This is a genomic window from Xanthomonas cannabis pv. cannabis, from assembly GCF_000802365.1.
Lineage (GTDB): Bacteria > Pseudomonadota > Gammaproteobacteria > Xanthomonadales > Xanthomonadaceae > Xanthomonas > Xanthomonas cannabis.
Genome location: NZ_JSZE01000164.1, coordinates 1 through 11,983, shown reverse-complemented (window position 1 = coordinate 11,983; position 11,983 = coordinate 1). Strand labels below are relative to the sequence as shown.

The 11,983-nt window shown below is 68.0% G+C and carries 11 protein-coding genes; 1 reads left to right on the top strand and 10 read right to left on the bottom strand.

The window, feature by feature from the left end; all coding sequences use genetic code 11:
- Window positions 1-340: 340 nt before the first annotated feature.
- The 3 genes from trpA to trpB are packed head-to-tail and all read right to left on the bottom strand — an operon-like array spanning window position 341 to window position 2,888.
- Window positions 341-1,159: a tryptophan synthase subunit alpha gene (gene trpA / locus OZ10_RS19210; protein ID WP_052210072.1), complete on the bottom strand. Its 819-nt coding sequence runs from the start codon at window positions 1,157-1,159 to the stop codon at window positions 341-343.
- Window positions 1,156-1,623 (bottom strand): hypothetical protein, encoded by a 468-nt coding sequence (locus OZ10_RS19205; RefSeq protein WP_162183143.1) that lies wholly within the window; start codon window positions 1,621-1,623, stop codon window positions 1,156-1,158. Before OZ10_RS19205 ends, trpA begins: the two co-directional genes overlap by 4 nt.
- A 47-nt stretch (window positions 1,624-1,670) precedes the next feature.
- The gene (gene trpB / locus OZ10_RS19200; RefSeq protein ID WP_039566623.1) at window positions 1,671-2,888 is read right to left on the bottom strand and encodes a tryptophan synthase subunit beta; all 1,218 of its coding nucleotides are present in this window, start codon (window positions 2,886-2,888) and stop codon (window positions 1,671-1,673) included.
- Between the two features lie 107 nt (window positions 2,889-2,995).
- Here trpB and OZ10_RS19195 point away from each other — a divergent pair, with 107 nt between their 5' ends.
- On the top strand, window positions 2,996-3,922 hold the full coding sequence (locus OZ10_RS19195; RefSeq protein WP_039406194.1) for a LysR family transcriptional regulator: 927 nt from the start codon (window positions 2,996-2,998) through the stop codon (window positions 3,920-3,922).
- A 345-nt stretch (window positions 3,923-4,267) separates the two neighbouring features.
- On the opposite strand, the gene OZ10_RS19190 is transcribed toward OZ10_RS19195, so the two are convergent.
- The 7 genes from OZ10_RS19190 to aroC form a co-directional block, all read right to left on the bottom strand.
- Window positions 4,268-4,936: a phosphoribosylanthranilate isomerase gene (locus OZ10_RS19190; protein WP_039406192.1), complete on the bottom strand. Its 669-nt coding sequence runs from the start codon at window positions 4,934-4,936 to the stop codon at window positions 4,268-4,270.
- A complete protein-coding gene (truA, locus tag OZ10_RS19185) occupies window positions 4,933-5,706 on the bottom strand; it encodes a tRNA pseudouridine(38-40) synthase TruA (protein WP_039406190.1) in 774 nt (257 codons plus the stop codon). Before truA ends, OZ10_RS19190 begins: the two co-directional genes overlap by 4 nt.
- Before the next feature lie 181 nt (window positions 5,707-5,887).
- Window positions 5,888-6,280, bottom strand: coding sequence for a VOC family protein (locus tag OZ10_RS19180; RefSeq protein WP_039406188.1), 393 nt, complete (start codon window positions 6,278-6,280; stop codon window positions 5,888-5,890).
- On the bottom strand, window positions 6,277-8,277 hold the full coding sequence (locus OZ10_RS19175; protein WP_485129956.1) for a motility hub landmark protein FimV: 2,001 nt from the start codon (window positions 8,275-8,277) through the stop codon (window positions 6,277-6,279). The genes OZ10_RS19180 and OZ10_RS19175 overlap by 4 nt, the downstream gene beginning before the upstream one ends.
- Window positions 8,278-8,553: 276 nt before the next feature.
- Window positions 8,554-9,579 carry an aspartate-semialdehyde dehydrogenase gene (locus tag OZ10_RS19170; RefSeq protein WP_039566622.1) on the bottom strand — a complete coding sequence of 342 codons (1,026 nt, stop codon included), beginning with the start codon at window positions 9,577-9,579 and terminating at the stop codon, window positions 8,554-8,556.
- 83 nt (window positions 9,580-9,662) lie between these two features.
- Window positions 9,663-10,736 (bottom strand): 2-hydroxyacid dehydrogenase, encoded by a 1,074-nt coding sequence (locus tag OZ10_RS19165; RefSeq protein ID WP_039566620.1) that lies wholly within the window; start codon window positions 10,734-10,736, stop codon window positions 9,663-9,665.
- On the bottom strand, window positions 10,729-11,832 hold the full coding sequence (gene aroC / locus OZ10_RS19160) for a chorismate synthase (protein ID WP_039566618.1): 1,104 nt from the start codon (window positions 11,830-11,832) through the stop codon (window positions 10,729-10,731). Before aroC ends, OZ10_RS19165 begins: the two co-directional genes overlap by 8 nt.
- Between the last annotated feature and the right edge of the window lie 151 nt (window positions 11,833-11,983).

Sequence of the window (11,983 nt, the reverse complement as noted above, 5' to 3'; positions counted from 1 at the left end):
GCGGCTTGCCGTTGTGGCGGAGCGTTACGGCACAGCGATGTGGTGCGGGCTGCTGGGCGATGTGCAGCAGGTTGGCGTGCTGTGGCGCGCTGTTTGTTGCCTGGCCGTCAACACCTTCGCTCAGCACGGCGCTGCTTCGCCCGTACCCTCACCCCAACCCCTCTCCCGCAGGAGAGGGGCCTTGACTCTTCTCTCATCCCCTCTCCCGCAGGAGTGGGGCTTTGATTTCGTCTCTCATCGGGGCATCGTCCTTCTTCATGGGGAGAAGGTGCCCTGCAGGGGCGGATGAGGGCGCAGGCCAAGCCATGTGCATCCACGTGCGAGGGGCCTTGGTCTGGTCTCAGGGATGATCCAGCGCCTGGCGTAACGGTGCCAGGAACGCCTCCGCGCGCTCGCGCGCACTGCGGACGTCGTCCGCGTCGGCCAGGGCAGCGACCAGGGCGCTGCCTACCACCACGCCGTCGGCATCCACGGCCATGGCCTTGGCGCTGGCAGCGTCCTTGATGCCGAAGCCGGCCACCACCGGCGCACCGGCACGTTGCCGCAGCTGGCGCAGGCGGTCGCTGGCGGCATGGGTGTCGAGCAGGTTGGAGGCACCGGTGACGCCAGCGAAGCTGACGTAGTACAGGTAGCCCTGCGCCGTGCTGCACAACATGTCCAGGCGCTGCTCGCTGGTAGTCGGCGATGCCAGCGCAATCAGCGCCAGCCCGACCTCGCTGAAGATGTGGCGGGTTTCGTCCGCCTCTTCCGGCGGCAGGTCGACCAGCAACAGACCGTCAACGCCCGCCGCGACGGCGGCTTCGGCGAACCGGCGCGCGCCGTGGATCTCGATCGGGTTGAGATAACCCATCAGCACCACCGGGGTGGTGGCATCTTCGCGGCGGAATTCGTGCACCGCTTCCAGCACATAGGCCAGGCCGGCACCGCGTGCCAGCGCGCGCTCGGAGCTGCGCTGGATGGTGGGACCGTCGGCCATGGGGTCGGAGAACGGCACGCCCAGCTCGATGACGTCGGCACCGGCGCGCACCAGCGCGTGCATCACCGGGACGGTGGCTTCCAGCGATGGGTCGCCGGCGGTGATGAAGGGAATCAGCGCCTTGCGGCCGGTCTGACGCAAGGCATCAAAACGCATAGCGATACGGCCTGGCGCGCGGCTCATGCGCAGCCCTCCACCAGTTGCACGGCGTCCCAGCTTCCCCAGTACATCGATGTCACAGTGCCTTCTCCGGTTTCGTAGCGAACGGCGAACTCGCCTTTCGGGTCGCGCCAAGTCAGATAAAGATAGGTCCCGCCGTCCCTGCCATATTTATGGGGCCGGACGCTGTAGCCCGCTGGCAGACGCGCACGCGCGGCGGCTTCGCTGTCGCCGACACGGATGCCGAACGGGCCCACCGGACCGGCGTCGCTGATGTCGAAGCGGACGACGCGGTCGTCTTCCACCATCATCGCAACTCCATCAGGCAACAGACCGGCCTGCACATAGTCGCAGTGTCCGATCGGGCCGGCGTTGAGCGGCGTCCAGGCCGCCTGTGGCGCCAGCTCGCTGAATCGCTGACCGACCCGCACCGCGCCGCTGCGATCCAGCGCGGAGCCCGCGACCGCGGCCACCGCCAGGGTAGACATGCACAGCAGCGCGATACCGCCGCCCGGCTGCTGCAGCCGGGCTGCCCTCACAACACCAGACCCTCGCGCGCGGCGATGGTGTGCACGTCCTTGTCGCCACGCCCGGACAGGTTGCACAACACCAGCGCATCCTTGGGCAGCTCGCGCGCCAGCTTGATCGACTGCGCCACCGCATGGCTGGACTCGAGCGCGGCAAGAATGCCTTCGGTATGCGCCAGCAGATGGAACGCTGCCATCGCCTCGTCGTCGGTGATGCCCTGATACACCGCGCGGCCGCTGTCGGACAGGAACGAATGCTCCGGACCGACGCCGGGGTAATCCAGGCCGGCGGAGATCGAGTGGGTTTCGGTGATCTGGCCGTCGTCGTCGCAGATCACATAGGTGCGGTTCCCGTGCAGCACGCCGGGGCGCCCGGCGGCGATCGATGCCGCGTGGCGGCCAGTGGCGATGCCGTCGCCGGCCGCTTCGGCGCCGTAGATCTTGACGCCTGGGTCGTTGAGGAAGGCATGGAACAGGCCGATCGCATTACTGCCGCCGCCCACGCAGGCGCTGATCGCATCCGGCAGCCGGCCGTAGTCCTGCAGCATCTGCTCGCGCGCTTCGCGGCCGACGATGGCATTGAAGTCGCGCACCATGCGCGGATACGGGTCGGGGCCGGCAACGGTACCGATGATGTAGAAGGTATCGCGCACGTTGGTCACCCAGTCGCGCATCGCTTCGTTGAGCGCGTCCTTGAGCGTGGCCGAGCCGGAGGTCACCGGAATCACCGTCGCGCCCAGCAGCTTCATGCGGTAGACGTTGATCTTCTGTCGCTCGATATCGGTGGCGCCCATGTAGACCACGCATTCCAGGCCCAGGCGCGCTGCGACCGTGGCGCTGGCCACGCCATGCTGGCCGGCGCCGGTCTCGGCGATGATGCGGGTCTTGCCCATGCGGCTGGCCAGCAGTGCCTGGCCGATGGTGTTGTTGATCTTGTGCGCGCCGGTGTGATTCAGGTCTTCGCGCTTGAGCAGGATCTGTGCCCCGCCCACTTCGCGACTGAGCCGCTCGGCGTGGTAGATCGGGCTGGGCCGGCCGACGTAATGCTTGAGGTCCTTGTCGTATTCGGCGATGAAGCTCGGATCCTGACGCGCCTGGTCATAGGCAGCGGACAGCTCCTGCAATGGACCGATCAGGGTCTCGGCGACGAAGCGGCCGCCGAACTTGCCGAAATGGCCGGCAGCATCCGGATAGGCGTAAAAGTCACTGATGGGCTGGGCCGACATGGGAATCCTCTGCAACGGTGCGGTCATACGCGAGGCCGTCACTCTACCCCAGCCCGGGGCGGCGATAAATCGATAAGATTGCTGCAACCTGTGATCTGGACTCACACATGAGCAGCCTACTCCCACCGCTGGCGGCCTTGCGCGCCTTCGAAGCCGCCGCGCGCCTGCAGAGCGTCAGCCGCGCGGCGCAGGAGCTGCACGTGACCCATGGCGCCATCAGCCGCCACGTCCGTGCGCTGGAACACGCCCTGGGTGCGGCCCTGTTTGTCCGGCAGGGCCGCGGGCTGGTATTGACCACTGCCGGCGCGCGCTTGCGCGATGCCACCGGAGAAGGGTTCGCCCTGATTGCCGACACCTGGGCCGGTCTGCGACGCCCAGCCACCGAGGCGCCATTGGTGCTGGGCTGCTCCGGCAGCCTGCTTGCCCGCTGGGTCATCCCGCGCCTGGGCCAGTTGCAACACGACCTTCCGGACATGCGCCTGCACCTGTCGGCCAACGAACAACCGCCCGGCGCGGATCTGGATGGCCTGGACGCGGCCTTGTTGCTGGACACCCCACCCTGGCCCGGCAACTGGCAAGTGCATGACCTGGGCGTGGAATGGATCGGGCCGGTGCTCAGCCCGCACCTTGCCTCGGCCTTGCGGCTCGCTGGCAACCACCCGGCCGCCCTGCTCGATCACGCCGTGCTGCACACCCGTTCGCGCCCACAGGCGTGGCCGGAATGGGCCCAGGCCCACGGCCTGGCGCCCGACGCGTTGCGGCTGGGAACCGAGTTCGAACATCTGGTGTATCTGCTGGAGGCGGCCGCCGCGGGCCTGGGCATCGCGATCGCCCCGCAGGCCCTGGTCGCGGCCGATCTGGCGGCCGGGCGTCTGCTGGCGCCCTGGGGATTTACCGCCACCCGCGGCCGTTGGGTGCTATGCGCCGCAAAGCGCAACCCGGACCCACGCATCGCCCAGCTGGCGGATTGGCTAGGCAGCGCCCTGGCAAACGATCAGCACACCTCGCCGGCCATGCATGCCGCAGCCACCTGAGCGGCATCGCGGGCGGCCGTCGCACGACCGCAGCGCCAGCACGGCTGATTACGACCATGCACCGACGACGCAATCACCAGACGGAAGACCACGCGCCGATGTCGCTACCAACAAGGCGCAGAACGACACGTCTAGGCACCGCGAGCGGGAAAGCTGCAGTCACTGGCTGAATCGCTGTAGCGAACAGCCCCCACCTCGGCGCAGCCGGCACACCAACAACGCGGGGCCCGCAGCTGCCGACGGATCGAAGTCAGAAACCTGCCAGCGCGCAAACGCGTAGGTCTGCCCATCAACCAATCGCCTCAACCCACCGCTGTTACGAATCCCGACTCCCGAATCCCGCCCTCACGCCATCTCGTGACAATCGGCGCGGCGCACCTCTTCGACAAACTTGCGCATCTTGTGGCCATCCTTGATGCCGGGCGCAAGTTCCACACCACTGGAGACATCCACGCCCCAGGGCAGCGTCGCGACGATCGCGTCGAACACATTGTCGGCGGTGATGCCGCCGGCAAGAAGAAATGGGCGGTGCAAGCCGGTGGGGAGTCGCGACCAGTCGAAGGTCTTGCCGGTGCCGCCGCCAGCGCCAGGCGCATGGCTATCGAACAGGAAGCCGGCCGTATTGGGATAGGCCAGCTGCAGCGTGCGTGCATTGGCGTCTTCGCCGTTCACGCCGGTGCTGCCCATCGGCACGGCCTTCAGATACGGCAGGTTGAAACTGCGGCAGAACGCGTCGTCTTCCTCGCCGTGGAATTGCAGCAGGGTCGGGCGCACGGTGCGGACCACCTCACGCACTTCTTCCTTGGAATTGTTGCGGAACAGGGCCACCACGTCGACCATCGGCGCGGTGGCCTGGCGCATGGCGCGCGCCTCGGCCGGCGCCACGCGGCGCGGGCTGCCGTGGGCAAAGATGAAACCTACCGCGTCCACACCCAGCTCCCCGGCCAGTCGGATGTCACCGGCGCGGGTCATGCCACAGAACTTGATACGGGTGCGGTACAGCGATCGATTCATTGGGTCACCTCGGCGGGCAGAAGCCACTCTGCAGGATACAGAGGCCCGATAAACACCAGACCTTGTGGCGGCGCTGTCGGCCCGGCAACCGTGCGGTCGCGCCCGGCGAGCAACGTCGCGATCCAGTCGGCCGGCTGTTCGCCGGTTCCGACCAACATCAGCGAGCCCACGATATTCCGCACCATGTGATGAAGGAATGCATTGGCCTGCACCTGCACCTCCACCACGTCGCCGATGCGCTGCACGCTGATTGCCTGCAGGTTGCGACGCGCATGCAAGGCCTGGCATTGCACGCTGCGAAACGCGCTGAAGTCGTTTTCGCCCAGCAAGGCCTGGGCGGCAGCATGCATGGCCTGGGCATCGAGCGGCCGACGTTCCCAGCTCAGCGTCTGCCGATACAGTGCCGGGCGGATCTGACGATTCAGCAGGCGGTAGCGATACCGCCGGGCGCGCGCGGAAAAGCGCGCATGGAAGTCGTCGGCAACGGGCACGCACCAGCGCACCGCGATCGAAGCCGGCAGCCGCGCCGTGGTGCCGAGCATCCAGCCACGCGGCTGACGTCGCGCATCGCTGTCGAAGTGCACCACCTGGCATTCGCCATGCACGCCGGCGTCGGTTCGCCCTGCGCAGACCACCTGGATCGGGGCATCGGCCACCGACGACAGCGCCGTCTGCAGGCTGGCCTGCACGCTCGGCCCGCCATGCTCGCCCAGTTGCTGCCAGCCCTGAAACTCGCTGCCGTCATACTCCACGCCCAGCGCGTAACGCATCGGTACCTGCCCTATGAATGAATCGATGAAACCGGACGCCGGTCATGCCGACGCCGCCATCGCAGGCAGGTGCCAGCACAGCCCCGCTATGCGGAAAAGGTGAAGTGTACGAGCAGCGTTGTCCGATAGCATCGGCCGATGGCGAGCCGCGGTAGCACGCGGCTCACACTCAGGCGCGTGGTCAGTCGTTTGACGCGATCGTGCGCTCGGACCACACCGCCAGCGTGGTGCCGCCGGGCTCGCGGAAGTGGAACCGGCTGCCACCCGGAAAGCCGAAGACCGACTTGACGATCTCGCCGCCGGCGGCGCGCACCCGATCGAGCATCGGCGCCAGGTCGTCGGCATACAGCACGACCAAGGGGCCGCCTTCTGCCGGAGCAGGCGTGCCGGCGCGGTAGAAGCCGCCATCCAGGCGACCGTCGTTGAAGGCCAGGTAATCCGGCCCGTAGGCCTGGAACTGCCAGCCGAACACGGTTTCGAAGAAGGCCCGGCTGGCGTCGGGATCGGTGGATGCGAACTCCACGTAGTCGATCCGTCGCTCGCGTACCGCAAGGCTGTCCATGGCCGGGCTCATGCCAGGCGTTCCAGCAGCTCGGCGGCTTCGGCGCGGGTGGCATCATCGCCGGTGGCCGCGACTTCCAGCAGCAGGCCACGCGCCGTGTCCTTGTCGCCCAGGTCCATGTACGCCACTGCCAGCTCCAGGCGGTCACGGCCTGCGGAGGCAACTTCCCTGCGGCCCACCGCGCCGGGTGCAGCCGCTGCCAGCGGAGTCGCAGGAGCCGGAACGACATCCTGGGGGGCGCGGTCGACGTCGAAGCCGTCCTGGACGCCATCGTGCGCAGTCGACGCTGCCGCCGATGGGGTGCCGAGGTCGGGCGCGCGCTCCGCGTGCACAGGCTGGACAGGCTCGGCCTGCTCGGGCGCCTGCGACGCGTCAGACGGGAACGGGGAATCGGCGGCCTGGAACGCGGCTACCGGTGGCGACGATGCCGCCGGGGTGGCACGCAGCGAACGCCACTCGTCGCTGTTGACCATTGGCGGCGCAACGGCTGGCTCGGACAGCAGCGGCTCGCGCCGCAGCACCTCCGACAACGGCGGCTGCACGTCATGGGTGCGCTCGTCTTCGCGCAGGTCGACCTGTTCGAATTCGGTTTCGTGCACCACATCGCGCTCGCTCGGCTCGGTGGCGTGCACGTCGTCCTGCGGCTCGCCGCCATCGGCCGGCGCGACCGGTGGCACGAAGTCGAACTGGCGCCGCGGCAACGGCGGCAACGGCGAGGGCTTGCGGCGGCGCGCGGCCAGCCACGCGACAACCGCGGCCACGATCAGCACCAGCCCACCGATCAGCCACAGCGGGAAGCCACCACTTTGCGCTGCTGCCTGCGGCGCCTCGGCAAGACGCTTCTGCGCGGCGGCCAGGTCGGTGTCCTTCATCGCGATCAAGGCTTGCTGCTGCTGCTTGAGCTTTTCCAGATCGGCCACGCGTGAGCGCAGGTCCTGCAATTCCGCATCGCGGGTGGCGATGTCTTCCTTGGCCTGTTGCAACTGTTGGTTGGCCGCCATCTCGCCCTCGCCTTCGGCACTGGTGCCGGACGTGGCGCCGGCGGTGTTGGTCTGACTCGCCACTGCCGGGGCGATTTCGAGCCGCGCGCCGGCACCGGGCGCGGTGGACGCGGCCGCCGCAGCCGGAGCTGTTGCGGCCGCGGCACCGGCATCGGCCGGTTGCGGAATGGCCGACCGCGCCTGACGCCACTGGGCAGCCTGCTCGCGCACCATCACGGTGGCTTCGGCCGCACCGACCTGCGCCAGCGCGTCTTCCTGCGGGGTGCGCAGCACTGCGCCCTGCTTCAGTCGATTGATGTTGCCGTTGACGAAGGCATCGGGATTGGTGCGCAGCAGCGCCAGCATGGTCTGGTCCAGCGAATGCCCGCTGGAACGTGCCAGGCGCGCCGCGATCTCCGACAAGGTCTGGCCCGAGCGCACGGCCGGCAGCGCATCGCCGGTCTGCGACGCGGCGGCGCTAGCCGGGGCGGGCCGTGAGGGCGCCGCAGCGGCGCTGGGGGCGCCCTGCGCAGCGCGTTCGACCGCTGCCTGGGCAGCCGCCGGCTCACGGGCGATGGTATTGCTGGCGCCGGCGCGCGGCGCTTCGATGGCGGGCTCGGCGATCGCGGCAGCGGTGTTGGGCGCATCGACCAGGGCGGCGTACTCGCGTACCAGCCGGCCCTGGCCCCACTCCACTTCGATCAGGAAGTTGATCGCCGGTTGATCCACCGGCTGACTGCTGGTCACCCGGATCACCGCCCGCCCGCGCGCATCCTGCGCGAACTGGAACTGCAGACTGCTGACCAGACCCTGCGGCCGCTCCAGTCCGACGCGCGCGAAAGTAGTGGCCGACGCCAGTGCCACGCGCGCGTTGTCGAGCTCGCCCGGCTCGTTGGAGATGACCGGAATTTCGGCCACCAACGGCTGCCCGGGCTTGGACAGCACCCGGATATCGCCAAGCCCCAATGCCATGGCTGCGCCACTGCAGGCCATCAGCAGCAACGCACCCAACCCGTGTATCGGACGCATCGCGCCCCTGCCCCTATGTTTCATGGGCATCAATATAGCCGCTGAATGAGTAAAAAGTCGCCGCCGCCGCCGTGCGACACCCACGCGAACGGCATGCTGTCGACAGGACCGGCCAGGATGTGCCCTGCATAGGAGCGCGGCGTGGAGCCGGCGGCGCAACTCCGACGCCGGCCGGCATTGCGCGCATGCCGGCGCAGGGGCGCGCCTGAGCGCGATGAGGCGTTATCGGTAACGTCCGTCGCGCTCGAGCGCGCTCCTACGGGTGGACCGGCTGGCTCAGCCTTCCTGGGCGACCAGTTCGGCCAGCTGCACCGCGTTGAGCGCAGCGCCCTTGCGGATGTTGTCGGAGACGATCCACAGGTTCAGGCCACGCGGATGCGAGAAGTCTTCGCGGATGCGACCGACGAACACCGCGTCCTTGCCGGAGGCATGCGTCACCGGGGTCGGGTAGCCGCCCGGCTTGCGCTCGTCCACCACTTCCACGCCGGGCGATGCAGCCAGCAGGGCACGCGCCTGCTCGACGGTGATCTTGTCGCGGGTTTCGATCGCCACCGCTTCGGAGTGGCCGTAGAACACCGGCACGCGCACTGCCGTCGGGTTCACCTGGATGCTGTCGTCGCCGAGGATCTTGCGGGTCTCCCAGACCAGCTTCATCTCTTCCTTGGTGTAGCCGTTGTCCTGGAAGTCGTCGATGTGCGGGATCAGGTTGAAGGCGATCTGCACCGGAAAGCGCTGCGGGTCGATGTCCTGGAAGCTCAGCAGCTCGCTGGTCTGCTTGCCCAGTTCTTCCATCGCCGATCGCCCGCCGCCGGACACCGACTGGTAGGTCGCCACGTTGATGCGCTCGATCCCGTAAGCACGGTGGATCGGGCCCAGCGCCACCAGCATCTGCATGGTCGAGCAATTGGGGTTGGCGACGATGCCGCGCGGGCGCTGCTTGAGTGCTTCCGGGTTCACTTCGGAGACCACCAGCGGCACGTCGTCGTCGTAGCGGAACGCGGAGGAATTATCGATCACCACCGCACCGGCGGCGGCAAACTTGGGGCCATACTCCTTGGACACGCTGCCGCCTGCGGAGAACAGCGCGATGTCCACGCCGGTCGGGTCGAACTCGGCCAGGTCCAGCACATCGACCTTGCCGCCGTTGAATTCCACCTGCCCGCCGGCCGAACGCGACGAAGCCAGCGCGTACAGGGTGGCGACCGGGAAATTACGCTCGGCCAGGATGCTCAGCATGGTCTCGCCGACAGCGCCGGTGGCGCCCACGACCGCGACGTTGAAACGACGGTTTTCGTTGCTCATGAGTTTGTCTTTATCGAAAAGGGGAAAGAGGAAGCACTGCGCGCTGGGTTCGGGGAACCTCCAAAGCTGGCCGCGGAGGTTCCCTATCGTTTGGTCGCAATCGTGCCGGTGACGCCGGTCTTTTTCGCGTCCACACCGATGCCGCCCTGTTTGGCAGCGGCAACCGCATCGGCATTGAGCGCGCTCGGCGGATGGCCGGCATTGGGGCCTTTGCCCAGGGCCGCGATCAGGTTATCCACCGCCAGTTGCACCATGGCGCGGCGCGTGGCCAGGCTGGCGCTGCCGATATGCGGGGTGAGCACCACGTTGCGCAGCGCCAGCAGTTCCGGGCGCACGCGCGGCTCGCCTTCGTAGACATCCAGGCCGGCACCGGCCAGGCGCCCGTTGGCCAGCGCATCGGCCAGCGCCAGCTCATCGACGATGCCACCGCGAGCGATATTCACCACCGTGGCGGTAGGACGCATCTTGCCCAGCGCCGCTGCATCGATGATGTGGTGCGACTCCTTGGTGTACGGCAGCACCAGCAGCAGGTGATCGGACTGCGCCAGCAACGTCTCGAAATCGACGTACCGCGCGCCCAGCGCCTGTTCGGTGTCGGCCGGCAGCTGGCTGCGGTTGTGATAGAGCACGCGCATGCCAAAGCCGTGCGCGCCACGCCGCGCGATGCCCTGCCCGATCCGGCCCATGCCCAGGATGCCGAGCGTGCTGCCGTGGATATCGGCGCCGAGCATGGTCTTGAACGACCATTGCCCCCACTGCCCGTCACGCAGCCAGCGCTCGGCTTCGGTGATGCGGCGCGCGGTGGCCATCAGCAACGCGAAGCCGAGATCGGCAGTGGTTTCGGTGAGCACATCGGGCGTGTTGCTGGCCAGGATGCCGGCCGCACTCAGCGCCTCGATGTCGAGATTGTTGTAGCCCACGCCGACATTGGCGATGGCGCGCAGCTGCGGCGCCGCCGCGATTTCGGCCGCGCCGATGCGCTCGTTGAGGGTGATCAGGGCACCGTCCAGTGGTGCCAGTTGCGCGGCCAGCTCGGCCGACGAATATGCGCTGACGTGCTTGGTGGTGGTCAGCTCGAAATGCTCGCCCAGCTGCGCGACGACATCGTCGAACAGCGGCTGGCTGACCCACACCTTGGCGCGCCGCGTATCAGACATCGACCTGACCGGGAATGCGGGGCGACACCTCGCCGACATCGCCGCATTGGGCGCGATGACGCAGCGCCTGGTCCATCAACACCAGCGCCATCATCGCCTCGGCAATCGGGGTGGCGCGGATGCCCACGCATGGGTCGTGCCGCCCGGTGGTGATCACATCGACCACGCTGCCGTCGGCATCCACCGTGGCGCCGGGCAGGCGCAAGCTGGAGGTGGGCTTGAGCACCATCGAGGCGGTGACCGCCTGGCCAGTGGAGATACCGCCCAGGATGCCGCCGGCATGGTTGCTGAGAAAGCCTTCCGGCGTGATCAGGTCGCGGTGTTCGGTGCCCTTCTGCGCCGCGCTAGCGAAGCCGTCGCCGATCTCCACGCCCTTGACCGCATTGATGCTCATCAAGGCGGCGGCCAGTTCGGCATCGAGCTTGCCGTAGATCGGCTCGCCCCAGCCTGCCGGCACGCCGCCGGCCACCACGTCCACGCGCGCGCCGACCGAATCGCCGGACTTGCGCAGCGCATCCATGTAGCTTTCCAGCTCCGGCACCTGCGCGGCGTGCGGCCAGAAGAACGGGTTGTCTTCCACCGCATCCCAGTCGAAACCGGTCGGGCGGATTTCGCCCAGCTGCGAGAGAAATCCGCGCACCAGCACGCCGTAGCGCTGCTTGAGCCACTTCTTGGCGATGACGCCGGCGGCCACACGCATGGTGGTTTCGCGCGCCGACGAACGTCCGCCACCGCGCGGGTCGCGGATGCCGTACTTCTGCCAATAGGTGTAATCCGCATGGCCGGGACGGAACTGCTGGGCGATGTTGCTGTAGTCCTTGCTGCGCTGATCGGTGTTGCGGATCAGCAGCCCGATCGGCGTGCCGGTGGTGCGGCCTTCGTACACGCCGGACAGGATCTCGATCTCGTCGGCCTCGCGGCGCGCGGAGGTATGCCGGCTCTTGCCGGTGGCGCGCCGCTGCAGGTCGTGGGTGAATTCTTCCGGTGCGATTTCCAGGCCGGGCGGGCAGCCATCGACGACGCAGCCGATGGCCGGCCCGTGCGATTCGCCGAAGGTGGTGACGGACAGCAATCGGCCGAAACTGTTACTGCCCATGACGGCATCCTCTCAACATTGCGGCAGGCTGCAGCGCGCGCAACACGCGCGGCACATGCCGAGCCACCACCAGCATCGGCGCCACGGCCGACACACCACTGACCACTACCAGAAACATTCCCGACTCGACACGGCCACCGAGCACCCAGTC

Coding starts and splice junctions, on each gene's coding strand:
- aroC (WP_039566618.1), bottom strand. CDS start 11,832: ATGGGCAGTAACAGTTTCGGCCGATTGCTGTCCGTCACCACCTTCGGC.
- truA (WP_039406190.1), bottom strand. CDS start 5,706: ATGCGTTACGCGCTGGGCGTGGAGTATGACGGCAGCGAGTTTCAGGGC.
- OZ10_RS19195 (WP_039406194.1), top strand. CDS start 2,996: ATGAGCAGCCTACTCCCACCGCTGGCGGCCTTGCGCGCCTTCGAAGCC.
- OZ10_RS19170 (WP_039566622.1), bottom strand. CDS start 9,579: ATGAGCAACGAAAACCGTCGTTTCAACGTCGCGGTCGTGGGCGCCACC.
- OZ10_RS19165 (WP_039566620.1), bottom strand. CDS start 10,736: ATGTCTGATACGCGGCGCGCCAAGGTGTGGGTCAGCCAGCCGCTGTTC.
- trpA (WP_052210072.1), bottom strand. CDS start 1,159: ATGAGCCGCGCGCCAGGCCGTATCGCTATGCGTTTTGATGCCTTGCGT.
- OZ10_RS19180 (WP_039406188.1), bottom strand. CDS start 6,280: ATGAGCCCGGCCATGGACAGCCTTGCGGTACGCGAGCGACGGATCGAC.
- OZ10_RS19175 (WP_485129956.1), bottom strand. CDS start 8,277: ATGCGTCCGATACACGGGTTGGGTGCGTTGCTGCTGATGGCCTGCAGT.
- OZ10_RS19190 (WP_039406192.1), bottom strand. CDS start 4,936: ATGAATCGATCGCTGTACCGCACCCGTATCAAGTTCTGTGGCATGACC.
- OZ10_RS19205 (WP_162183143.1), bottom strand. CDS start 1,623: ATGTCTACCCTGGCGGTGGCCGCGGTCGCGGGCTCCGCGCTGGATCGC.
- trpB (WP_039566623.1), bottom strand. CDS start 2,888: ATGTCGGCCCAGCCCATCAGTGACTTTTACGCCTATCCGGATGCTGCC.